Origin of the sequence: Cytobacillus oceanisediminis (assembly GCF_022811925.1) — a bacterium.
Classification (GTDB): Bacteria; Bacillota; Bacilli; order Bacillales; family Cytobacillaceae; genus Cytobacillus; species Cytobacillus oceanisediminis_D.
Genome location: NZ_CP065511.1, coordinates 2,456,241 through 2,480,388, shown reverse-complemented (window position 1 = coordinate 2,480,388; position 24,148 = coordinate 2,456,241). Strand labels below are relative to the sequence as shown.

The window sequence follows — 24,148 nt, the reverse complement described above, 5'->3', positions numbered from 1 at the left end:
GAGCCGCAACTAGACAAGCTTGTGACCTCGAGGGGGTAGGCACTCCTCCTAAAAGCTAACGCATTTAGTCGTGCGATGATAAAGCTGTCGAAGCATTCCTTGTGGAGCTAGACAGTTATCGACGTTCAAAAATGATACTTTCTTATCTCTCAAAAAAAGAGAGCAGAGAGTTATCTCTCTGCTCCTAAATCTTACTTCTGTATACCCGGGCCATTTCTTTCCTCTTTAAATGGCACCTCTTTCTTTACATAAGAGTAATCATTCCGGTTGACTGGAACAAATCCTTCCGGCTTATAAAAGCGCATCAGGTCTTTGAAAACAATGTTGTCTGACATTTCAAGCTCTTTTTTCGCCTGATCGGAAAATGGCTTACATGCATGAGCCTCAGCTATTTCGCCAGTTTCAGAAAAATAACAGGTTTCTTCAATCTGTGTATATTCAGGTGAAATGAAGTTGCCGTTTCGGAATGGGAGTACTTCACGGTGCTTATCTGATAACAGATCTGATCCCATTTCCAGGTAATTTTTTGTATCAATGCCCAGCAGGTGAAGTAATGTCGGACGCACATCTATCTGTCCGCCAACATTATGGACAATGCCGCCATCCACTCCAGGTACATGAATGAATACTGGCACTCTTTGAAGCCTGGCATATTCAAATGGAGTAATCTCTTTTCCGATCACTTCCGCCATTGCCTCATTGTGGTTTTCGGAAATTCCGTAGTGATCGCCATACAGGACAACTACTGTATGATCATATAGGCCGGATTCCTTTAAATCCTCAAAGAACTGCTGGAGTGCCTGGTCCATATAATTCGCCGACTGGAAATAGTGGTTAACCACATCATTATCCGTTTCGCCTGCAGGGAAATCAGTATCCCACTCATCCATTTTAAAAGGGAAGTGATTAGAAAGAGTGATGAATTTTGTATAAAATGGCTGAGGAAGACTGGTCAGCATCGGCATGGATTCTTTGAAAAACGGCTTATCCTTCAACCCATAGTTTTTAGTGTTTTCATCGCTCATATTGTAATACTCAGCATCAAAAAACTTGTCATAGCCCATGGTTTTATACATTTCGTTACGGTTCCAGAATGTCTTGTAGTTTCCATGGAAAGCTGCTGAAGTATAGCCATGTGACTTTAAAATAGCAGGTGTGCCATGGAAGGTATTTTGCGCTTTTGTTACATAAACCGCTCCCTGTGACATTGGATATAGCGATGTATCCATGATGAACTCGGCATCGGAAGTCTTTCCCTGTCCGGTTTGATTAACAATATTATCAAAATAAAATGTCTTGCCGCTATGTGCAAGTGAGTTCAGGAATGGGGTAACTTCTTTTCCATTCAGCTTGTAGTCAATAATAAAAGTCTGAAGTGATTCCATGGACACGTAAATAACATTCATGCCCTTAGCTTTTCCGAAGTATTCAGGGTTCGGAGGTGCATACTTGGCTTTTACATAGTTCTCCACTTCAGTCACATCGTTATTATCCGCAAGAGCCCTTTGGCTGGCAGACTTCGCATTTTGGACAATATCATATACCGTGAAATTGTATGCTCCAAGGTATTTCACCAAATAATTGCGGTCGAAGGAACGTGTAAGCAGTTCAGGCCGGTCATTCTCAGCAATTTCAAGATTGATGAAGAATACAATGATACCTGCAGCGATAACAGCCAATGCGGGTTTTCGGCTAATTTTCTTTCCTGGTTTGTACCATTTCCTGACTGCCAGGAAGAGGAGCAGCAGTGTATCTGTAAAATAAAAAATATCCCATGGAGACATTAAAGAAAGAGCACTATCCCCCAGCTGCCCCCCATTTACTTTTGCCTGCATTAGTACGGGAACTGTAATAAAGTCGTTAAAGAATCTATAATAAACGACATTTGCATAAAGCAGGAAAGATAAAAATAAATTCAAGCCAATAAGCATGCCTGACTGCAATTTCCCTTTAAAAAACAAAGCAAATCCCAGGAATATCAGCGTTGAACTTAAAGGATTCAGAAACAGCAGAAATCGCTGTATATCATTATTGATCCCTAAATTAAATTCAATGCGATAGGCTATATACGTTTTTAGCCAAAAAAGGATAACAGTCAGAAAGAACACAGCAAGGCTGTTTTTCGCCAATTTCTTAGGCGATTTAAATAACTTTCCCATAAGTGTGGTTTCACCTCTTAAATTGTAAACATGCGAAAAACTTAGCAGCGGCTAAGTTTTTATATGTAAAAAATATGTAAAGCCAGCATTAATAAATGGTGAATGAATGTAAAATAATATAGCACAGTTTCAGATGAATGAAAACTGATATCTTCTTAATATCTTTCGCCTTTTTCCTGCAAAATCCAACAACTTTTCATAAAAAATATCTGTTAACCAATATAATCTGATGGTAAAATGAATTTTCCTTTCATAATTTCAGTGCTGAGGGAGTATTGATTTTAAAAAGGGTCAAGCTAAATATTAAACATAGTTGATTGGAGAGTCTTCATGAAAGAACGTTTCTTATTTTTTATCATTGGGATGCTTATCCTGACAATGGGTGTAGCCCTGATTATCAGGTCAAACCTTGGAGCTTCTGCATGGGATGCCCTGGCAGTTGGTGAATCTCAAATGTTTAACTTAACAGTTGGCACCTTTGTTTTTATTAATGGAATCGCACTTATTTTTATAAATGCTTTTTTAATGAAAAAAAAGCCTGAAGTCCTAGCAGCCATTTCCATCTTAATTATTGGCGCACTAATTGACTTTTGGCTTCTCGTTATTTTTGGTGACCTTTCCCCTCAAACATTGGCAGGTCAATCATTCATATTGCTTTTTGGCATCCTTTCGATGGGAATGGGAGTTGCCATCTATCTTCAGGCCAAATTTCCGGCAAGTCCGATGGATACATTGATGGTAGCTATTCACACAAGATTTGGATTGAATTTAAGAAATTCAAGGATCATCAGCGAAAGCTTTGCCCTGCTGCTTGCGTTTTTATTCAAAGGTGCAATCGGTGTAGGCACGATTGTGGTAACATTAACACTTGGTCTGGTAGTACAATTCTTTTACCCTATTTTCGAAAAAACGCTTGAAAAAATGCAGGCGCCTAAAGGCCCGCTTATTACTAAATGATCACCAACATCCTGCTCTTTCTGAGCAGGATGCTTTTACCTTCTTAACAAAATAGAATCTTTCCATTCTTCTGGCAGCAGGGCCTGATACTTTGCCTGAACATACCTGTCATCCATTAAGACAATTATTCCTGTATCGTTTTCAGAACGAATAAGTCTGCCTCCTGCCTGAAGAACTTTGTTCATTCCAGGATAGGTATAGGCATAATCATAGCCGTTTTTTCCTTGCTGCTGGAAGTAAGCTTTCATAATATTACGTTCAAAGCCGATCTGGGGAAGACCCACACCCACCACAAATACACCATTCAGCTTATCCCCCTGTAAATCAATGCCTTCTGAAAATATCCCGCCCATGACTGCGAACCCTAACAGCGTTCCAGCAGTATTTGGCTGGAATGCATCCAGAAACTCTTCCCTTTCTCTTTCATCCATTCCAGTCTTTTGAATGATTGTATGCATTGGCATTTCCTCATCGAGGAACCTTCCATAAACATTCTCCATATATTGATAGGATGGAAAGAAGATCAGGTAATTTCCCTTTTGACCCTTTAGCATGTTCTTAATGGTGATGACGATTGGTTCAATTGATCCTTCCCGGTCACGATATCTTGTGGAAAGCGGCTGTATGTAGACCTTAGCCTGATCTTTTGAGAATGGTGAAGGAATGGATAAAATAAAATCTTCTTCCTGAAAGCCAAGCATGTCCAAATAATAATTGAGAGGCATTAAGGTAGCTGAAAAAAAGATAGCCGCTTTATATCCTTTTCTGGCCTTTTGCAGAAGATACGATGGATCCAGGCAAAATAACTTGATGATCAGGTCATTCCTCTGCTTTTGAATATACGTTACAAATCTTTCATCATACAGTTTCCCTATTCTTATAAAGTTCTGTGCAGCAAAGAAAACTTCCAGCAATTCTTCATCCGTATTGTTTCTGGTTTGCCCCAGATAGTTTTCGGCATATTGAACAAATTCCTCGAGAACATTAAAAAGTTCTTCAGGGGGATCCTTTTCAGCGATTTCCTGATTTTCACCACATTTCTTTTTTAATGCAATAAAAATTCCATTAACCTGTTTAGCGCTTTTTTGAATCCCTTCATCCTTCCCCTTAAAGCTTCTGCTCAATTGAAGAAAGGCTGATTTCTCCAGGGAACTTGAATACATTTCCCTTCCACGGTCCACAAGGTTATGCGCTTCATCGATCAGGAGCGCCGTTTTCTTTTTCTCCTCTTCCAGCAATCGCTTAAGTGAGACCCTCGGATCGAAAATATAGTTATAATCACCGATAATGGCGTCGGCGGCGTATGCAGCATCCAATGAAAATTCAAAAGGGCAGACTTTATGCTTCATAGCATATTTTTCAATTGTCGTTCTGGTTATCATGTTCTCATTCTTCAGGAGGTCAAGTACGGCATGGTTTATCCGGTCGTAATATCCATTGGCAAACTCACAGCTGTCTTTTTGGCAATTGGTTTCTTCCTTAAAGCAAATTTTGTCCTTGGCCGTGATTGTGACCGATTTTAGCTTCAATCCACCATCCTCCATCATGGCAATGGCCCCTTCAGCAGCCTGACGGGTAATGGTTTTGGCTGTAGCATAAATGATCCTATGAATATGTCCTTCCCCAATGGCTTTTAATGCTGGAAAAAGGGTAGAAATAGTTTTGCCGATGCCAGTAGGTGCGTTGGCAAATAAGTTTTTCCCTTCAGCAATGGTTTTGTATACAGCCCCGGCAAATTTTCTCTGGCCATTTCGGTAGGCAGAAAAAGGAAAAGCCAGTTCTTGTACGCTCCTTATTAATGCCTGTTGATGCTGAATCCTCAAGTCGGCGTATGGAAAATAGGATTCCAGAAGGCAAAGTATAAATTCTTCAAGTTCACGAAAAGAATAGCTTTGCTGAAATCTTTTCACTTCATCTGTTTTAGACTGAATATATGTTAATTGAACCGTCATTTCTGGAAGATTATGATCTTTTGCATACATGAAAGCATAGCATTTAGCCTGAGCCCAATGGACAGGATAAGCAAATTCATCAATTTCAGATAGCGGGAGGGAAACAGACTTAATTTCATCAATCATCCGTTCTTCATTTCTGATGAGAAGCCCATCACACCTGCCTTCCAGCTGAAAGTTGAGGAGATTGAAGGTTAAGGCTGTGTGCAGATACACTTCTTTTTGATCTTCTTCCCCATAAAGTTTTTGGATTCTCTGATGAATCCTGGTTCCTTCTGAAAGCGGCACTGCAGAACGGAAGCCTGTTTCAATGCTGCCGCTTTTATAAACATATTCAACTAACGATCTAACCGATATTTTTATCTTATTATGCATGGAAACGGCTCCTTGCTTTATTATTCCCCTATTATAGCACATACGTTCTATAGGTGAGAAAGATTTGCAAAATCAGGAAAAGACCATTTACAATTTAAAGAGATGGAAAATGGGAGGAGTGTGAACGGATCTGTTCGTTATTTGAGCAGCCCAAAAAGTTGAAAAAAATTATTTTTTGGACAATAACTGGAGGGTCTTTTATTTTATTGGGATTCCTCATCTATTTTGCTTCAATGGATTTGATATCAAATAAAGTAATGACAGAAGTTGCCGGCAGCATCACTGAGGATGATCTGGAGATGCTTGCCAGTGATCCAAATGTAGAGGCCCTGCTTGGAAGCAGCCAGGATGATTTAAAAGCTGTAGATCTTGAAGAGACATCATTGCCGATTAAGACAAAAGAAGAGGCTGTGAAAAAGATTTCAGAAAGCTTTTCGATGAAGGAAATCCAGCAGAGTGTCTCAAAAGTAAAAGGCGGACTGACTGCTGAAGAGCAGAATGAATTATACAGTCTTTTAACTGAAAGGTTATCAGAGGAAGAATTAACTGCTTTAAAACTCATTGCTATTCAGGAAGTAAAGGAGAATCATTAGCACTAAATAATTCTAAAGAACTGTTTTTATCTTATTCGGAAGATTCGGGATATTAAACCAAGCAAAATTCCTTCTTTTTCATACCTTAGTATGGAAGGGAGGGATATATAATGTATCAATTAGCATTATTATATCTTGCATGTATGCTTGCTGGCTACGGCATGACTATGGTACCTGTTTCTGCAGTTATTACTTCAGGTATTGCCAGCTTTTTCACCATTGTCGGCGGTCTGGCTATGATCATATTTGGTCTTGCCATTCTTTATCTTGGAGTTAAAGCTTTGTTAGGGAAATAGGATACACTTTGGAAAACACCAGCCCCGAGCGGCTGGTGTTTTCGTTTTATCTCCTGTTAACTGAACCCGTCATTCACCGGGCAGCAGCTGTGCTGAGGCAAGTTCAATTCCGTTTTTATAAAAATTCTCTGCAATTACATGTCTTAGCCGGCTTTCAAATTTCTGTTTGGCTTCAAAATCTGCAACAGGTACTTCTATCAAAAAGTCCATTGCCTTATTGCGGAAATCCACAAAACGGATATCAGGTGCAGGTGCCATTAAAATCCCTTCTGTTTTGGGGATTTCCACATCCACTGCTTCTCTCAGAAGCTTTTCGACTTTATCTGTATCAGTGCCGTACGCTACGCTGATTAGAACCTGGGCAAGCATTTCTGAGCCTGTCCGGTTCTTGATGATTTGTTCGATGAAGTATTGGTTTGGGACGATGAGGGTTCCCTCTTTAGCTGTACGGACGATAGTTGATCTGAGACGGATGCTTTCTATTTTACCGATCTTATTATTGATCTCGATCACTTCCCCAATTTCAATCGGCCGTTCGAAAAGGATGATGATGCCTGAAATAAAGTTACCGGCAATATTGCGCATGCCGAACCCTATACCAATACCAAGGACACCCAGTATGGCAGCAGCCGCTGTTAAATCAAGCCCGACCGTTGTAAGGCTGATGGCGAGCGCTGCAACCATGACGGTATAATAAATCATTCTGTTGAATGAATAGCCGAGCCCCCGATCAACTCCATAGAATTCATAAACAGATGTTAATACATATTTAGTGAATACTTTTACGATCCGATTTGCAAGCGAGACTGTCAAAAACGCTACAATGATTAAATATAGCGTCACATCTACCTCCCCTGCCGTGAACAAGGTATAAAAAAGCCATTTCTCCCTTGAAAAATAAAACAAGAATAGAATGATAATTCCATAAAAAGCTGCCCAGTTCACGAGTGAAGAAATTCCCTGCATGATCCGGTCGTTTTGTACTGACTTGCCCTTCCTCTTTTTCACAAGTAAGTTAACTGTCCATTTGGCAGCCAATATCACTCCTGCAAACAATAAAAAAAGCATTGCTTCCTTAATGGTAACATTCTTAATAAAGAACATAGTTATATTCCCTCACCTGTTATGTAGTTATTGTTTAATCTATTCCTCTTACATCGATTCTTAAACTGCTGTGTTTAACAATGTTTAAAAAAAGGAAAGGTGAATAGTAAATACATATATTAAGGTTGGGGTACATGAATGTGGATCAATAAACCATTTTTTAAATATGCAGCTGGCATTATTTTCGTTTTAATCATTATCTTTCTGCTTGGAAAGATTGATCATTTCCTGTGGCCGATCCGGGCTTTGATCGCAACCATTTTCTTTCCGGTATTGATTGCCGGCATTCTATACTATATATTGAGGCCCCTGGTCAGATTGGTTTCTAAGTCTTTACCCAAAACAGCCAGCATTATCGTCATATTTGCTGTGGTGTTGGGTTTAGGGTACTTTGGATTTCACGCAATCGGCAATTTGATTGGCAGCCAGGTTACTGAACTCAGCGGAAACCTGCCAGCAAAGATGGAAGATTTATCGGATGAAACGGAGAAAGTGGTTGAAAAAAACAATATGGGCATGTTCTCTTATGACCATTTAAAAAATAAAGTGCTGAACTTTTTAGAAACCATTTTATCAGGTGCTGGCAAAAATGTGATAAAAGTGTTCTCTACCATTACAAGCATTGTCACTGTAATCGTGGTTGTGCCATTTATCCTTTTCTATTTCCTGAAGGATGATCATAAGCTCCGGCCGTTTCTTTTGAAATATCTCCCTGATAAACACGAGGAAGAGGGAAATAAGATACTTGCTGATATTGATAAAACGTTATTTTCCTATGTTACCGGCCAGTTTATTGTGGCAGTCGTCGATGGTGTGTTAATGTATATCGGCTATATGATTATAGGCTTGGAATACGCATTAACTTTGGCATTCTTTGCGATGTTCCTGACTGTTGTGCCATTTCTTGGTCCAGTGCTTGGAATCATCCCCGCCGTTTTCATCGGATTACTGCAAGGCCCAGGAATGGTATTAAAAATAATACTGGTATTGATCGCTGTTCAGCTGCTTGAAGGCAATCTCGTTTCCCCTCACGTGATGGGCAAAAGGCTTAATCTCCACCCCCTTACAGTCATAATAATCTTAATGGCTGCAGGATCGATTTATGGTTTTATCGGGATCCTGATTGCCATTCCGTTCTATTCCGTGGTTAAGGTTCTTGTAAAAGACTTTAGAAGGTTTTACCGTTTAAGAACAAGGAAAAGTTTGCTTTCAGAAGATATATAAAGAGTGTGACTGCCGTTATGGCAGTTTTTTTATTTATAGGGCATGCTTATCCCAAGAAATAACAGTATAATAAGAATTGCGCGTGAATAATTTGAGAGGAGATTTTCTATATGGCATACCCTAACACAAAAGAAACCATTAACTTACTAAAAGAAATCGTTTCTATTCCAAGTCCATCCGGAAATACCAATGAAGTGATTACATATGTGGAAAAGTTTTTGAATGAGCTTAATGTTGAAACAAAACGCAATCGCAAAGGAGGGCTAATTGCTGCTCTTCCCGGAAAAGACCAAAATCATCACCGGATGCTGACTGCCCATGTTGATACCCTTGGAGCGATTGTGAAAGAAATTAAGCCAAGCGGACGACTGAAGATTGACCTGATCGGCGGATTCAAATATAACTCTATTGAAGGCGAATATTGCGAAATCGAAACATCTTCAGGCAGTAAATTCACCGGCACCATTCTTATGCATCAAACTTCTGTTCATGTATATAAAGATGCCGGAAAAGCAGAAAGAAACCAGGAAAACATGGAAGTCCGCGTTGATGAAAAAATACATAATGCTGAGGATGTGCGTGCACTGGGCATAGAAGTTGGGGATTTTGTTTCCTTTGATCCTCGTGTGCAGACCACTCCGGCAGGATTCATTAAATCACGCCATCTTGACGACAAGGCAAGTGTCGCGATCCTTCTTCAGCTGATTAAACAACTGAAGTCCGATAACATTGAGCTGCCATATACTACCCACTTCCTCATTTCAAATAATGAAGAAATTGGATATGGCGGAAACTCCAATATCACACCGGAGACTGTAGAATATCTGGCTGTTGATATGGGTGCTATGGGTGATGGCCAATCCACTGATGAGTACACCGTTTCCATCTGTGTGAAGGATGCAAGCGGCCCCTATCACTACGAACTAAGAAAGCGTCTGGTTCAGCTTGCCAAGGAAAATGGAATTGACTACAAACTGGATATTTACCCTTTCTACGGATCCGATGCTTCGGCAGCCATCCGTGCTGGCCATGATATTGTCCACGGCTTAATCGGTCCTGGAATTGATTCTTCCCATGCATTCGAACGTACACATGAGGATTCAATTGAGAATACAGCTAAGCTGCTGTATCACTATGTACAGTCAGAGATGGTACTTTAACAAAGAAAGAAGAACCTGCACCATATACTATGAGTGCAGGTTCTTTTATATCATCATTCAGTTTCAGGCGGCCACTTGCCTCTTTGCAGCTCCCAGATGGTAAGTCCAAAGTCCATTTGGAGATGAGGGTAGTCTTTGAATTGTGCCCAATCCCCGCCCCATTCAAAACCAAGATCCTTTGCCATTTCAACGACCTCCATCCAATCCGCCTTGCTGTTGCCGTTGCCGTCATACTGCATATCCCAGATAACCTGGCCTTCTACCGACATCAGGGCGAAATCAATCGCCAGACCGAAATTATGGTAAGACTCTCCCCCTTTAGCATGTGTAACAATATTCCCCTCCGCTGAGCGCCCTTTTTCGTATAGGGCATTCTGTTCTTCTATACTTCTGAAATCCTGGGTGATGACTACGTTAATGCCTTTGTCAGCAGCCTGAGCAATAAGTTCTTCTTTCTTTTCTGCAACGACAGGGTGCAGAGCAGTTGGCGGTGGAACTTCTGTAAAGTCAGGTTCTTCTATAAATCGAATATATTGATAGAATAAAAGTCCGATAGTCGATATCAATAATAAAAAAACAAGAAATCTTCTTAATTGTCTAAAAAGCAAGGTTTTTTGTCCTTTCTTTGAGGGTTCCTCAGATTGATCCTTCTTATTTTAACAAGACTTTTTCGAAACTTCACCTTTTTAAAGAATGAATTCCATAATTAATAATAGGAAGTCAATCCTTACTGGTAGACAAGCAAATTAATTCATTTGCTAGAAAGAAAAAATATATTTATTTGTTTTGGAAAATAGGTTTTGGGTATACAAAATAGAAAGCCATAACAGAGGAGGAGATACTTATGAACAAAGATCAAACAAACGGCAATGTGGATCAATTAAAAGGTGAATTTAAAAAGCAATACGGCAAGCTGACCAATAATGAATCCAAAGAAGCTGAAGGAAATATGGAAAAATTAAAAGGACAGGCACAGGAAAAATGGGGAGATGCAAAGCAAGCACTGTCAAAGACTTTCAATGATCGCAGAGATTAATAAAAGTACTCAACGCAGCTTTAGAGCGTTGAGTACTTTTTCCATCAGAAGATTTCTTAAAAAGTCGTTTTCGCCCCTAAATAACGAGGCTTCCAATATGAATTATTCATGTCGCTGATTTCTACACCGCGTGAAGAACCAGCATGAATGAATTTGTAATTACCAAGATAAATTCCCGCATGTGATGGGCCTGACTTGTATGTTTCAAAGAAAACCAAATCGCCCACTCTTGGTGCTGTAACATGTTTTGTCGCGCTCCAAATGGATGCTACAGTACGAGGAATTGAGATTCCTGCTTTACCATATACATAGTTCAAGTAGCCGCTGCAGTCGAATCCAGCAGGTGTGCTTCCTGCCCATTCATATGGTGAACCGATGTATTTTTTTGCCTCAGTAATGAGTTCATTCACCTTTGACGTCGTTTGGCCTGCTACCTGTGATTCTGCCGGCTTGCTCGATGCCGTACCAGATACTTTTAGAGTCTGGCCAGCATAAATTAAGTCAGAAGATAGGTTATTCATTGCCTTTAATTGTGAAACCGATAAGTTATGGCGAGATGCAATCCCTGAAAGAGTGTCTCCTCTTTTGATGGTGTAAGATCCAGTGCTAGCAGGAGCAGAAGGTGCAGCAGTGTTAGCCGATCCTTTCACTTTAAGCTTTTGGCCTGGATATATCGTGTCACTGCTGATTCCGTTTAGACTCTTTAGTGTACTGACGGAAAGGACGTGAGTTCTTGCAATTCCCCATAAAGTATCGCCTGATTTCACTGTGTAGCTGACTGTACCGCTTTTAGACCCGCCTGTTGAAGCGTCATGGCCATGCGGTGCCAGCAGAGTCAAAGCTTGTCCTTTATATATTATCGATCCTGAAATATTATTCCATGTCTTTAACTCTTCAATTGAAAGATTATTAGAGCGGGAGATTCCCCATAGAGTGTCTCCAGACTGAATTATATATTTATTTTCATGAGCACTTGCTTCTCCATTGAACGGTGTAATCAAAAAACCAGCTGTCGCAGCCATTGTAAGTAGTTGTTTCTTCAAGTTGTACACTCCTTAAATTTCTTTGACAACCTAATATTAGTAATAATTCTAGTAAAATCCTATCTGAAAATAATGGACAAACAGGTAAAATCATCTATAATTTCATAGCATTTCCTCAAGTGGTTAAGTTGCAGTAAATTTATCCTGTATTAATTAGTAGTAATTTCCATGCTAACAGGCGAAACCGGGTAGTTTTTCGTCATATTTCTGATTATTCTAATTAAACTTTCTTCTTCATAAACAAAAAATAGATCAGCATTCAAAAGCTGATCTATTTAAAGAAAACTCTTTAAATCCATATTCTCTTATTTTCTGCTCTGCGTGTCATTCCCAAAGAATCAAGTTTTTCGAGGAAAGGAATCATATACTTTCTGGAAAGGCCCAATACTTCCTTTGCATTGCCCACTTCAAATTCAACAGCTGTGCTCTTTTTCAGTTCTTCTACTGCTTTTCTAAAATGATCGCCATGCCAATAGTATTGAGCATCGAGCGGTACTGCGATTTCCTGGTCTTCTAAATATCGTTTTAAGTCTCCTTTGAGATTCTCAGGGATTCCTGCAGAAGCATAATATTCATCGAAAGGCTTTACTTTATAGCCGTCTTTTTTTAATTCAGCAAGAAGATTGTCAGTGCGTTTTTGCCAGCTTTTCGGTATATGAGGATTGAAACCTTTATTCTGCAGAAACTGGCCATTTCGTTGGAACGCACTCTCTTCAATCCCTGAATTTAAGACAAATTCAACCAGGGTTTTAGGATATTTTTTCTGCATTGCCTGCAGTAATTCTGCTTTATTGACCCCTTGCTTCATTGGATTTTCCAGGTGGAACTCATTCAGGCGGTCAGCTATTTCTTCCTCTATTGCCTCTCTTATGGCTAATAAGGTGAATTCCTTGCTGTTAATGCTCAGGAAATCTTCTTCTTTAAGTATTTCTTTAACCGTCAATTCATCCAGTGAAGTTTTTGCTGTAATCTCTGAAACCGAAAGGACCTTATCATCGGACAACACCGCTTTTATGCGATCTTTCGGAGTCCCTTCTTTTTTCCTGCTTAAGTCCTCAATGGTTTTTTGGCCGAACCGGTATTTTTCCCCGTTGGGATCGATAACCCAGCCCCCGCCGATTGTCTCCTGGGGACTAGGCCTTCTTAAAATGAACCGGTCTCCCCTTTTTGCGACGATTTCCTCATCTAAACGGAGCTGGCAGAGAATTTCTCCTTCTGAATTGGATAATTCATTACGGTCAAAAAAGACGATTCTGCCCATGACTTCAGCTGTACCAATATGGCATTTGACCGGCATTCTCTGTTTGACGATATGCTCTAAATCTCCCACCATTCTTACTGCTACATCAATGGTTTTCGTGACGCTGAAATGCTCAGAGGATACAAGGACCTCGCCCCGCTCTATATCCTCCTTAGAAACTCCCGAAAGGTTAATAGCTGTCCTTTGCCCTGCAAATGCCGCTTTTGCAGGCTGATGATGTACCTGCAGCTGGCGTGCCCTGGTCTCTATACCATTTGGCATGATTTTCAGAAGTTGTCCTTCTTCGACTTTTCCTTCATAAACAGTGCCTCTGACTACAGTTCCCTGGCCTTTCACCGTAAATACCTGGTCGATTGGAAGACGGAATGCGCCTTTAGCATCCCGTGTGTCCCGATCTTTCAGCGTAAGGATAATCATCTGCTTTAACTCTTCAATCCCTTTGCCTGACAGGCTATCTGTTAAAATAAATGGAGCATCTTCAAAAACAGTTCCTTTCAGTTCCTCAAGGATTTCTTCTTTTACAAGGCCGGTGAACTCTTCGTCCACACGATCAATCTTTGTTATGGCGACAATGCCATTTTGGATTCCCAGAAAATCAAGAATCTCCAGGTGCTCTCTTGTTTGCGGCATAACTCCTTCGTCTGCTGCGACAGCCAGAATGACTAAGTCTATACCTGCAACACCGGCAATCATTTGCCTGATAAAACGTTCATGACCCGGTACATCCACTACTGAAATTTGAATTTCCTCATCTTCATATAAAGGGGCAAATCCTAGTTCTATGGATATTTGCCTTTCTTTTTCTTCTTTAAGCCTATCTGTATCCACATTTGTTAATGCTTTTGTCAATGTAGTTTTTCCATGATCGATATGGCCAGCCATACCGATTGTAAAGTATCTTTTCGTCAAATCTGCCACCTGCTTCTTTTTGCATTCTTTTTCAACTGTATCCTTAAAAAAAGAATCTTTCAATCATCTGGTTTTATAAGGACAGCAGCGCACCTAATACTCCACAAGACTCCCCATTTTGAATAAAGAGAGGTTTCTTGCCAAGCATGGCGGTATACTTCTCTAAAAGGTGCTTTAACGGGGCATTATGCCGAAGTGTGCTTCCTATATAAATAATGTCGTCAATTTGGTGCTGAACTGCTGCCTGAGTACTTAGGAGTACAATCGTTTCTGCAATCATGTTAGTTAAACTTGGCAGCTTTGTCTTCCTTGCTTACTTGATCATCTTTAATTTTCCCAAAATTGCTTGCAGTCAGGCTTCCATCTAACGGTGAATCGAATGGTGAATAAATATCTTTGACCATTAAATCTGCATTCTCCGCTTTCCCGCTGCCAGCCAGTGAAACGAGCTTGGAAAAATCTTTTTCACCAGTCAGCAATCTCCCCAATCCCATCAAAGTGCCCCCGCCGACGCCGCTCCCGGACAACCGTGAAATGTCCCTTTCCTTCTTTAGGCAAATCGAAGTTCCTGTGCCTATATTTATTAAGAGAAAATTTTCATAGGATATTCCATCTTGCTTCATCAAATAGGATGCACCTATACTGGAAGACTCAAATTCAGGAATAATACGGGCATTCTGAAAAAACTCTTTTTGAAGGTATTCAGCCTTCCCGCCTGTCAAAGCAATTGGCGCATCAGGAGCAGTCATCTTCAGCCAATTCATAGAACTATACAGCTCATCAATCGAATAGCTTTTGTAATGGATTTGACCATGTTCTTCAAATGCCATTTTCAGCAGAGAACCTCCAGCATCAATTCCTATTTTTGCAGGTTTCAAGCAGATTCCGCCTTTCCAGCTTTATTTTTGCCAATCATTTTAAATGGCAGCAACAGTAATGAAAACAGGAATAATGCCGCTATTTCCAGTGTTATTATGTAATAAGGGTAAGGTCCGAAGTAATCTAATAAAGAAGTATTCTCCGGCTTACGGGACAGGAACATATAGTTTCCTCCTGTTAGCTTGTTTGCGAAAAATGCCGCCGCTGCACAGAGATTCAGGAAGATAAAAGATTGGAACAGCCCCTTCCCTGTGGGCTTGAATTGATGAACAAACACGAAATAAAGGCAAGTCCAAACGATTATATTATGAGTAATAAAAAATTGAAAATAACGAAAATGAGGAAAGCCTAAAAACAGCTCAGGAGTCAGGATGGCCATTAATGCCCCCGTAACGCCTATGAAATAGACAATCTGGAAGACGGCCTTAGATTTCGATGCTAATAATAACAAGCAAAGAACTAAGCTTATGGAGCAAAGCTGAAGCGGCAGAGTGAAGGAAATTTCCCATTTCCCGCCAAGATAAAGCCAGAGATGGTAAAGCAGTTCCAATGTAAAAAGCAATAGAAACATATACAGCCTGAATTTTTGATCAAGCCGGTATAGCACTTTTCTGAATATGAATAAAAGCACGGCTGCCGCTGCAAATAACACAATCATGGCAATATGAGGGGCGGAAAAAACCAAAAAAGGGAAAGCTTTATAATCATGAGAAAATACTCCGGACAAAAAATTCTCTCCCTTCTGGGCTGGAGACTATAACTCTCCGGGCCAAGAAAGTCTAGTCTCCAATAAAATTATTTATTAAACCAAAGGGGATCATCATTATCAGCTTCCCCATTATAATTAATCAGAACCTCTTCACCTGCTTTAATGTCTCTATAGGCGAAAAAGTCAAAGGTATGATTGTCAAAATTGATATCATATACTGCATTGGGCTTGTAGGAATGGTTAAAAAGCATCCCATAGCCTAATAAAATGGCACTGTGATTTTTCCCGTATTCAAATGCATAATCTGCCAGTGCCGTTTTTTCAATATGCTGATGCTCCTTATTTGGATAAGGAAGGACCGGAGCCTCATGAATCAGTTCACCCTTCTTAATATCGCGAGTAGCAAAGACTCCTCTGTTATGTTCGCCATCGCTTACTGCTGATGTCTTAATTTCAATCATTTCGTTACCTGCACATTCTCGTCAATGACGTTTTTTTTTTTCAACGAGCCTAAACTCACCAAATTCCAATTTCTTTGTGGTTTCAAGCTGAATAATTTCAGGAGAGTCCAGCTGGATGCTATTAGAAAATAGCGGACCATCATAAACAAATGTATGATATTCACCTGATTCACCCATCGGGCAAACAGGTTCAGCTTCAATTTTGCTTAAAAAGTCATGATTAAGTTCTTTGCCCAGCCAGGAGCTGTCCAATACCTCTTCCCGGACACGTATGACTTTGGCTTTATAGCCTGATTCCACAAAAGCCTTTAAAGCCTTAAGACTTTCTTTCTCCTCCATCCATAGAGGATATACCGCATCCAATCCTGCCTCAGCTGCAGTTTTTTCTCCCCATTCGCGGTGTCCATCCAAGTAAAGATCCCCATATGCAATGCCTGTAATCCCATAATTATCTTTTATTTTTCCTAAATCACTCACGAAACGCTCCGAGTAATCTTCAAAAGTACAATAAATAAACTCTGCAGGTATGGATAAGCTTTTTGCCTGAAGCTGAATTAATTCCTTTTTTTCACCATGCCCGAAGGTTCTGCCAATCTCCTGCGGAACCGTTGTCAGAAGGCATGCAACCTCAAACCCCTGTTTTATCAGCACATCAAGAGCCAGGCAGCTGTCTTTGCCTCCGCTCCATGATAAAACGACTTTCTTTCTCAACAGTCATCACCAACTTTAATAGTATGGGAAAAAGGATAGAAGGTCTATCCTTTTTCCCCTGAATCCTAATTTAAAAATTGAAACTGTGTACGGCTTCCTGTCTGGCTTGCAGTTACTTCCAGACGGGCATCAATTCTTTCCTTCAGCTCAGGAACATGAGAGATAATGCCTACAAGCCTTCCGCTGCTCTGAATTTCGATCAATGCCTCTATTGCCTGATCTAATGATTCGGGATCAAGTGTCCCAAATCCTTCATCAATGAACATCGTCTCAAGGGAAACGCCTCCTGCGTATTGCTGCACCACATCTGCAAGACCAAGAGCAAGTGCGAGCGCGGCTTTAAAGCTTTCTCCGCCAGATAAAGTTTTCACATGCCTTTCCTGTCCAGTGTATTGATCGAACACAAGCAATTCCAGGCCGCTTTGTGCGTTGCCCTTTGACCGGTCTGTTTTTCGAAGCAGCATATATCTTCCGCTGGTCATCTTCGATAAACGTCCGTTGGCTTCCCTCAGTATATCATCTAAAAATGCCGCCAGGACAAATCGTTCAAAAGTAATTCGGTATGTGTTCTGCCCTTTTGAAATTTCATACAAATGCCCGATTACTTTGTACCTTTCTTCAAGGGATTTCATATTTTCATTTATTTCTGTAATTTTTTGCATCGTTTCTTCGTTTTGCTTCTTCTTCATAAACAGATTTGTATATTGATCCTGCAGCAGTTTCAATTGTTCATCAGTTTCTTGTAATGATACCTGCAAGCTTTCCAGATCAGGTTTTTCAATCCCCTCTAAGAGCTGCATCAGCTCATCGTATCGATCATGTACAGAACGGACTTCTTCCCGATATTCCCTTACTTCACCTTCAAGCTGCCTGATTTGATCTTCTGTTTTTTTTGCATCCCGGTATTCACCATAGACCTCAAAACCCTGGTCTTTCATACGCTGCACAAAATTCCGTCTTTCGGCTGCAAGCTTTTCCTCGATTTTAACAGCCTGCTTTTGAAGTGTCTCCAGCTTTGCCTGTTCTGCCATATGGGCCGACTTTGCATCTTGATAATTCTGCTGGGCTGTTTCCAGCTGTCTTTGCATAATTTCAAGTTTTTCAGCCGCATTTTTCAAACTTGACTCATAAGCTTCAATAGACCTCAGGTTTTCAGGAATTGCGTCCGTCATCCTCACCAAGTTGCTTTTCTTTTCCGCATGCATAATGGCTGCGTCATTTATTTGGTCTTGCAGCCGGTCAATTTCTGCAGCTAGAGCTTCTTTCATCTGCTGTGTTTTTTCTAACTCAGCAGTACAGTTTTCCAGCCTTGAAGATTTCTTCTTCAGTTCAGCATGACGTGTCAGAAGATCCTTTTTTTGATCGGCAAGAGTATTTTTCAGCACAAGCAAACTTTCCTGTTTAAAATCAGTACGGTGTTTTTGTATTTGGGCTGTTATTTCAGCCAATCCACTCTCGCTGGAATTCATGCGGGACTGGGCTTCATAAAATGCCGACTCAGCTTTTGCTTTCTCAGCTTCAATTTGAGCTTCCTGTTTCTTTGCTTCCTTCAGGTCTTTTTCATCCGGAATATCATGTGGCGATACAGCCGGATTTGGATGGTGGTCTGAGCCGCAGACTGGGCATGCCTCCCCGTTTTGAAGCCTGTCTGCTAAGATTGATGCCTGTCCATGAAGCCACTTGCCCTCCAGTTCCTCCACAAGCAGTTTGGCATCCTTCAGCCTGTATGAAGTCTTTTTAAAATAATTTTTCTTATTGCTGCAGGCATTCATTAATAATTGATGCTCTTTATGCAGCTCTTCATATCTATGAAGCCGTTCTATTTCGTCTGTCAGTTTCTCCAGGTTTCGTTCATTCTCAATCTGTGCAAGCTTACTCTTTTCAATGTCCTGCTTTTCTTCAGCCAGTGTTTTTATTTGCAGATCAGCTTTTTGATGGGCTTCATCTTTCTGTCTTTTTTGAAGCTGGAGGTTTTCAAGATTTTTTTCAAGAGAACGGACCAGCTTTTCCACTTTTGCATAAGAGAGAATGTCCTCTTTCATACTTTGCAGGTGATTAACCTGTTCGGCACCCTGTTTTCTTTCTTCCTCGCGGTTCTTTTCCGATTCCCATTTATCTTGTTTTTCTTTTAGGAGAGTTTCAAGAGTGCCAATATTTTTCTGAAGCTCATTAAGATCGGCATTTGCCGCATCCAGATCTTTCTTCAGTTCATGACAGAGCTGCTCCTGCTGATTGAGCAGGGCTGCTTTCTGGGCAAGAGCTATGGCATTCTCTTTGCCGGCGAATCTGTCTCTTTGCCCTTCCAGTTCTTCTTTCCTTAGCTTTAACTCTTCTTTCGTCTTCAGCTGTTTGAGCACCATTTCAGCTTCATAGAGCTTTTGCTGAAGTTGATCTCTCTGTTCCTTCTTTTTCTTGCCTGCTTCTGTCATTTCATCAAGGCCATCCGCCATCTCCTTAATTTCCTCTGCAAGAAGCCGCAGGAGCAGGGTGTCATTGACACTTCCTGCTTCGAGGTAAGATTTCAGCTCCGCGCTGTATAAAGCCTGCACCTGATTAAAATACTGATCTCTCAGTTTTATCTGTTCTTCCACCGTTCTTTTTAATTCAGTTGCATCTTCTTTTAATTTTTCTTCTATGCGCTTGTATATTTGTGTATGGAATAGCCGCTGAAGAATGATTTCCTTATCCTTGCTCTCAGAAGTTAGGAGCTTTCGGAACTCTCCCTGGGGGATCATCAGAATTTGCCTAAACTGATTGCTGTCGATGATCATGATTTCTTTTATCTTTTCATCAACATCCCTGACATTTGAAGCCAGGAGCCTTTGCTCTCCATTTTCACCATACATATACAGTTCTGCTTTGGCGCTCACTGTCGTCGTGCCATCGCCGCGCTCTTTTTTCTTTTCCTGCTGAGGAGACCTTGTAATGTAATACCTTTTATTTCTTAAAATGAATTCGAGGGAAATTTCGGTTAGTGTATTATTTTTCGCAAACTGGCTTCGAAGTTCAGGGCCATTCCGATCCTCCCCGCTTGCCTTTCCATAAATCGCATAGCTGATGCCGTCAAAAATAGTGGTTTTGCCTGAACCCGTCTTTCCGGAGATGACAAACATCGTCCGATTTCCAAGTTCGGTAAAATCAATGCTCTCACTGTCTGCATATGGGCCGAACGCCTGCATAGTTAATCTTAATGGCTTCATTTCAGCACCTCCTCCCTCAGCACTTTTTCGATCACATCGGTCATAACCCGCTGTTTATCTTCCGTAAATTTGGAAGTGGTCATTTGTTCATAGAATTGTTTAAACAGATCAAGCTCCGACTTTTTCTCTTCCTTCATTGATATGAAGGAGCTTTTTTTCTTCATATCTGCAACGGCTAGCTTTCTTTCAAGGTGAAGAACATTCGGATAGACCTGTCTCAGCTTATTAATTGGATCAAGCAAAGCGCCTTCATCAAAAAGGGTGATTTTCAGATAGTCATCAAGATTCTGTTTTTCATAGAAGGCTGGATCCATCAGTTCATCCAGATGCCCTTCGATCTCTCTCAAGTCTTTTTGGGGCTTAAGTGAACGGGTACGCAAGTCAAATTCGCCATTTTCCTTCATTTCTATAATAGAAATGGATTTCTCCTGTTTAGCTTCGGAAAAAGAATATTTTAATAGGGAGCCTGAATAGCGGATCTTGTCATGCTTTATGGCATCAGGACTATGCAAATGTCCAAGTGCCGCATAGGAGAAAGGATCAAAGCAGCTTGAATGGACACAGCCTGATCCTCCGACAGAGAGGGTCCTCTCCGAATCACTGGTAGCACCGCCCAGAACAAAAGCATGTCCGACAAGAACATTCGGTTCATTTGGGTTCAGGTACTCTTCAATTCTGCTCACAATTGCCTTCATTGCATCATCATGGGAGTGCACCCGGTCATCATCAAGCAAATGCCTGACCATTCCGGGTTCAGCATAAGGAACCAGATAAAAGTTCACACCATTGATATGTATTGGCTTAAAATCATTTACCAGTTTTCCAGACAAGTAGAATTTGCTTTGTTTATACCAGGAGCTTCCAAAGGAAAGCCTTTCAGCGCTGTCATGGTTTCCGCCTATGGCTACCACAGGTATATTGAGCTCTACATTTATTTTAAAGAGAATTTCATTCAGCAATTCAACAGCATCAGTCGGAGGTACGGACCGGTCATATAAGTCTCCTGCAATGACGACTGCATCCGGCTTTTCTTCCTCTACCACATCAATAAATTGATGCAAAAAATGACGCTGATCTTCGGTCATATATACACCATGGACCAGCTTGCCCAAATGCCAATCAGCGGTATGGATAAATTTCATATCTAACACCCTCTTTTCCTTGCCTGAGATTCTTTCTGCAATGTTACCATTATACCAAATCAAAAAACGGCAGTGGCTCAGCAAAATTCAGCAGAACATTCGTTCTAATTATACCAGAAATTTTTCCCAGAACATAGCATTGTTCGAAAAGAAAAAAGAGCCCAACATAGGCTCTTTCATCTATTATTTTTTTAGCTTTGGGAAGTTGATTAAAATGGCAATAATACCGCAAATGCCAATTAATATCGGATAAATGGAATATGCCATAATGCTCACCGGCGAAATCGCAGCAAGCCCGGAAGCAGCGAGCATCTGTGCCCCATATGGGATAGTCCCTTGTACAAAACAGGCAAATATATCAAGAATACTTGCTGATTTACGCGGGTCAATCTCATATTGATCCGCAATTTTTTTGGCAAGCGGACCTGCAATAATGATGGCAATTGTGTTATTAGCTGTAGATAAATTTATCAGGGAGACAAGTGACGCAATACCAAATTCAGCTCCCCTGCGGGATTTTATTTTGCTTGTAGCCATGTGAAGCAAGTAATCGATTCCGCCATTAAATCGGATGATCTCAACCAATCCGCCAATGAGGATGGCAATTATCGCAAGAGTCTGCATGCCAGCCATTCCCTCAGCAATCATCTGCAGGAATGATACAAAAGTATAGCTGCCGTCTGTGATTCCGATCAGGCCTGCAAGCAGGATACCCCCGCTAAGCACAAGAATGACATTCATGCCAAGTAAAGCTGCAGCCAATACTCCCAGATAGGGAATTACTTTCAAAAAGCTATAATCCCCGCTGGTTACCACGCTTTCCTGACCTGCTGTTAAAATCCCAAGAATCAAAGCTGTAAGCAATGCAGCAGGCAGGACGATTAAGAAATTCACACGGAATTTATCGGTCATCCTCGTTCCTTGAGTCCTAACCGCTGCAATGGTCGTATCAGAAATGACGGAAAGATTATCCCCAAACATGGCACCGCCTATTATTGCTGCCATGGCCAATGCTACAGATATATCTGTCTCTGCAGAAAGGGCTACACCAATTGGAGCAAGAGCCACAACTGTTCCCATGGATGTTCCCATCGATAATGAAATAAAGCATGCAATGATAAAAATTCCGACCATCAGCAGATTCTGTGGGATAAAAGAGAGTGCAAGGTTCACAGTGGAATCAACCGCACCCATTCCTTTAGCCGTACCAGAAAAGGCCCCTGCCAGGATAAAAATGATAGACATTAATATGATATCAGGATGTCCGGCCCCTTTAGTGAATATCTCTACTTTTTCCATGAATGGCTTTTTTCTGTTCATTGCCAGTGCAATTCCGGCTGCAGCAGATACAATGACAATGATTGGAATTCTATTAAAATCTCCTGTTGCTATGCCGCTTCCAATAAAAATAAGAAGGAAAGCGGGTAGCGGCAATAAAGCCCAGGGATTGCCCCTTTTTTTCATAAAATTCTCCTCTCCTAATGATTTTCCCAGTAAAATAAAAAGACCTCTTCAAGCAAGAAGAGATCTTGATCTATCAATCGTTCTCTTCTTATCTGCCAAGCTTCTGTGCTTGCTGGATTTGGCACAGCGCTCTATAGAGCCCGCTGCCGAGACATCTCCGGGCCAGTCCCTCCGTCTCTCTTGATAAGCGAATGGTATGAAATTATTCTGAAATAACTCACGTTTGAAAATTATACAGGAAATTCGCGAAACTTCAAGCACTTTTTTGTAGTGAATTTAGAATCTGAATAATACTTTACAGGGGGAAAGATGGAGGTTGGAATTAAAAAAAGCCGCAATGCGGCTTAAAACTAGTGCAGATCTTTGGAATTTGGTGGGGAATGCCCCCTTTTCAACTCCTGAAAAATATCATCTGATGCTTGAGGTGCAGGCTGAACGGGTGACTGCAAAATCATTTCTCCCATCAGCCTTTTAAATTCTCCAACAGTCAAAGGCTTCGCATCATTCATTAACTCATACCCAAGCTGTCCATTTGGTTCAAGGGTAGCAATTTTGACATCTGAAATTTTTGTAATTCCGCTGGTTCTGAGCCTCATTTCCAGCTGATCAGCAGTAAAGCGCAATTTCCTCATATTTGCTGTTTTAAGTTTCCCATTCTCAATCACAATTTTGGATTTGCCTGTAATAAATTTTTCAACAAAATTAAATCTCACCTGCAAGTATTCCATCAGTATTAATGATCCAACAAAAATACCTGCAGCCACGATGGTTTTCCATACACTTGTCTCTATGATTGGCTGAATGATGATAGAACCAATGGAAATCATGACTACCGTTTGTGCCAGTGTCATTTGTGAAATAGATTTCCTACCGGCAACTCGTAAAAGCAAAACTCCTGCGAAAACCAGAATCACTGATTGCCAGGCAAAATTCATCTGGATTCACCTTCCTTTTTCTAATAGGGTGCGGAATTGATGGAGGAATATTCAAATTGGCGCAAAATAAAACAGCCTGACCTAATGGCCAGACTGTTTTTGTATGGGTCTGTCGATTATAATTTAGTTACGTTAGCTGCTTGAGGTCCGCGTGCACCTTCAACAACTTCGAAAGAAACTTCTTGGCCTTCTTCTAAAGATTTGAAACCTTCAGATTGGATAGCAGAGTAATGTACGAATACGTCGTTTCCGTCTTCACCTTCGATGAATCCGAAACCTTTTTCAGCATTGAACCATTTTACTTTACCGTTTTTCATGAAAAAAATCCTCCTATTGGCTAGAAAAAGCCATGTGTAAATTCACCATATACACGCTTATAACTTTACGTTCATTACTCATCCAGACCATTGCCTAACGGTTGAAAAAGCAGCTAGCAAAATATAACACGATGCATAACGGCTGATTCAAATTTAGCACTTATAGGAAGGAATGTCAACTATCCTGGCCGTCTGCGGAAGGTAATTTTCAAACTATTTCGCCATTTATCCGCTTCCAATTATGTGTATGTCTATTAAAGA

At 40.8% G+C, this 24,148-nt stretch carries 22 protein-coding genes and 1 riboswitch; of the genes, 6 read left to right on the top strand and 16 right to left on the bottom strand.

Annotated features, from left to right (window positions below):
* Positions 1-191: 191 nt before the first annotated feature.
* Positions 192-2,159 (bottom strand): lipoteichoic acid synthase, encoded by a 1,968-nt coding sequence (locus tag IRB79_RS12555; RefSeq protein WP_243508779.1) that lies wholly within the window; start codon positions 2,157-2,159, stop codon positions 192-194.
* A 330-nt stretch (positions 2,160-2,489) separates the two neighbouring features.
* On the opposite strand from IRB79_RS12555, the gene IRB79_RS12550 reads away from it, so the two are divergent.
* A complete protein-coding gene (locus IRB79_RS12550) occupies positions 2,490-3,116 on the top strand; it encodes a YczE/YyaS/YitT family protein (protein WP_243508777.1) in 627 nt (208 codons plus the stop codon).
* Positions 3,117-3,151: 35 nt separating this feature from the next.
* Here the strand turns inward: IRB79_RS12550 and IRB79_RS12545 are convergent, their stop codons facing one another.
* Positions 3,152-5,443 carry an ATP-dependent DNA helicase gene (locus IRB79_RS12545; RefSeq protein WP_243508775.1) on the bottom strand — a complete coding sequence of 764 codons (2,292 nt, stop codon included), beginning with the start codon at positions 5,441-5,443 and terminating at the stop codon, positions 3,152-3,154.
* 158 nt (positions 5,444-5,601) lie between these two features.
* On the opposite strand from IRB79_RS12545, the gene IRB79_RS12540 reads away from it, so the two are divergent.
* A complete protein-coding gene (locus IRB79_RS12540) occupies positions 5,602-6,036 on the top strand; it encodes a hypothetical protein (RefSeq protein WP_243508773.1) in 435 nt (144 codons plus the stop codon).
* A gap of 110 nt (positions 6,037-6,146) precedes the next feature.
* Positions 6,147-6,332, top strand: a complete 186-nt coding sequence (locus IRB79_RS12535) for a hypothetical protein (RefSeq protein ID WP_243508772.1) — start codon at positions 6,147-6,149, stop codon at positions 6,330-6,332.
* A gap of 69 nt (positions 6,333-6,401) precedes the next feature.
* On the opposite strand, the gene IRB79_RS12530 is transcribed toward IRB79_RS12535, so the two are convergent.
* On the bottom strand, positions 6,402-7,436 hold the full coding sequence (locus tag IRB79_RS12530; RefSeq protein ID WP_243508770.1) for a mechanosensitive ion channel family protein: 1,035 nt from the start codon (positions 7,434-7,436) through the stop codon (positions 6,402-6,404).
* Between the two features lie 138 nt (positions 7,437-7,574).
* Here IRB79_RS12530 and IRB79_RS12525 point away from each other — a divergent pair, with 138 nt between their 5' ends.
* Both IRB79_RS12525 and IRB79_RS12520 read left to right on the top strand, forming a co-directional pair.
* Positions 7,575-8,660, top strand: coding sequence for an AI-2E family transporter (locus IRB79_RS12525; protein WP_243508768.1), 1,086 nt, complete (start codon positions 7,575-7,577; stop codon positions 8,658-8,660).
* A 110-nt stretch (positions 8,661-8,770) separates the two neighbouring features.
* Entirely contained in the window at positions 8,771-9,820 is a 1,050-nt protein-coding gene (locus IRB79_RS12520; protein WP_243508766.1) for a M42 family metallopeptidase, read from the top strand.
* A gap of 53 nt (positions 9,821-9,873) precedes the next feature.
* Here the strand turns inward: IRB79_RS12520 and IRB79_RS12515 are convergent, their stop codons facing one another.
* Positions 9,874-10,428 carry a M15 family metallopeptidase gene (locus IRB79_RS12515; protein ID WP_279401061.1) on the bottom strand — a complete coding sequence of 185 codons (555 nt, stop codon included), beginning with the start codon at positions 10,426-10,428 and terminating at the stop codon, positions 9,874-9,876.
* A gap of 236 nt (positions 10,429-10,664) precedes the next feature.
* Between IRB79_RS12515 and IRB79_RS12510 the strand changes: the two genes are divergently transcribed.
* On the top strand, positions 10,665-10,856 hold the full coding sequence (locus tag IRB79_RS12510; protein WP_243508764.1) for a CsbD family protein: 192 nt from the start codon (positions 10,665-10,667) through the stop codon (positions 10,854-10,856).
* A 56-nt stretch (positions 10,857-10,912) separates the two neighbouring features.
* Here IRB79_RS12510 and IRB79_RS12505 read toward each other — a convergent pair whose 3' ends face one another.
* The 12 genes from IRB79_RS12505 to IRB79_RS12450 all read right to left on the bottom strand — a co-directional run bounded on the left by IRB79_RS12505 (position 10,913) and on the right by IRB79_RS12450 (position 23,887).
* Positions 10,913-11,899 carry a C40 family peptidase gene (locus tag IRB79_RS12505; protein ID WP_431833419.1) on the bottom strand — a complete coding sequence of 329 codons (987 nt, stop codon included), beginning with the start codon at positions 11,897-11,899 and terminating at the stop codon, positions 10,913-10,915.
* A gap of 289 nt (positions 11,900-12,188) precedes the next feature.
* Positions 12,189-14,042 (bottom strand): selenocysteine-specific translation elongation factor, encoded by a 1,854-nt coding sequence (gene selB, locus IRB79_RS12500; protein ID WP_243509379.1) that lies wholly within the window; start codon positions 14,040-14,042, stop codon positions 12,189-12,191.
* Between the two features lie 100 nt (positions 14,043-14,142).
* Positions 14,143-14,349 carry an acetate and sugar kinases/Hsc70/actin family protein gene (locus IRB79_RS12495; RefSeq protein WP_243508760.1) on the bottom strand — a complete coding sequence of 69 codons (207 nt, stop codon included), beginning with the start codon at positions 14,347-14,349 and terminating at the stop codon, positions 14,143-14,145.
* 1 nt (position 14,350) lies between these two features.
* Complete coding sequence (locus IRB79_RS12490) at positions 14,351-14,947, bottom strand: acetate and sugar kinases/Hsc70/actin family protein (protein ID WP_243508758.1); 597 nt, start codon at positions 14,945-14,947, stop codon at positions 14,351-14,353.
* The gene (locus IRB79_RS12485; RefSeq protein ID WP_243508755.1) at positions 14,944-15,675 is read right to left on the bottom strand and encodes a YwaF family protein; all 732 of its coding nucleotides are present in this window, start codon (positions 15,673-15,675) and stop codon (positions 14,944-14,946) included. The genes IRB79_RS12490 and IRB79_RS12485 overlap by 4 nt, the downstream gene beginning before the upstream one ends.
* 68 nt (positions 15,676-15,743) lie before the next feature.
* The gene (locus IRB79_RS12480) at positions 15,744-16,118 is read right to left on the bottom strand and encodes an SET domain-containing protein (protein WP_061791647.1); all 375 of its coding nucleotides are present in this window, start codon (positions 16,116-16,118) and stop codon (positions 15,744-15,746) included.
* Between the two features lie 21 nt (positions 16,119-16,139).
* Entirely contained in the window at positions 16,140-16,829 is a 690-nt protein-coding gene (locus tag IRB79_RS12475) for a Dph6-related ATP pyrophosphatase (RefSeq protein WP_243508753.1), read from the bottom strand.
* Positions 16,830-16,894: 65 nt separating this feature from the next.
* On the bottom strand, positions 16,895-20,029 hold the full coding sequence (locus IRB79_RS12470; RefSeq protein WP_243508751.1) for an SbcC/MukB-like Walker B domain-containing protein: 3,135 nt from the start codon (positions 20,027-20,029) through the stop codon (positions 16,895-16,897).
* Complete coding sequence (locus tag IRB79_RS12465) at positions 20,026-21,171, bottom strand: exonuclease SbcCD subunit D (RefSeq protein ID WP_243508749.1); 1,146 nt, start codon at positions 21,169-21,171, stop codon at positions 20,026-20,028. Before IRB79_RS12465 ends, IRB79_RS12470 begins: the two co-directional genes overlap by 4 nt.
* Positions 21,172-21,354: 183 nt before the next feature.
* Positions 21,355-22,635 carry a Na+/H+ antiporter NhaC family protein gene (locus IRB79_RS12460; RefSeq protein ID WP_243508747.1) on the bottom strand — a complete coding sequence of 427 codons (1,281 nt, stop codon included), beginning with the start codon at positions 22,633-22,635 and terminating at the stop codon, positions 21,355-21,357.
* An 85-nt stretch (positions 22,636-22,720) separates the two neighbouring features.
* Positions 22,721-22,825: riboswitch (SAM riboswitch) on the bottom strand.
* A gap of 160 nt (positions 22,826-22,985) precedes the next feature.
* On the bottom strand, positions 22,986-23,570 hold the full coding sequence (locus IRB79_RS12455) for a DUF421 domain-containing protein (RefSeq protein ID WP_243508746.1): 585 nt from the start codon (positions 23,568-23,570) through the stop codon (positions 22,986-22,988).
* A gap of 116 nt (positions 23,571-23,686) precedes the next feature.
* Entirely contained in the window at positions 23,687-23,887 is a 201-nt protein-coding gene (locus IRB79_RS12450) for a cold-shock protein (RefSeq protein WP_009334826.1), read from the bottom strand.
* Positions 23,888-24,148 lie beyond the last annotated feature (261 nt).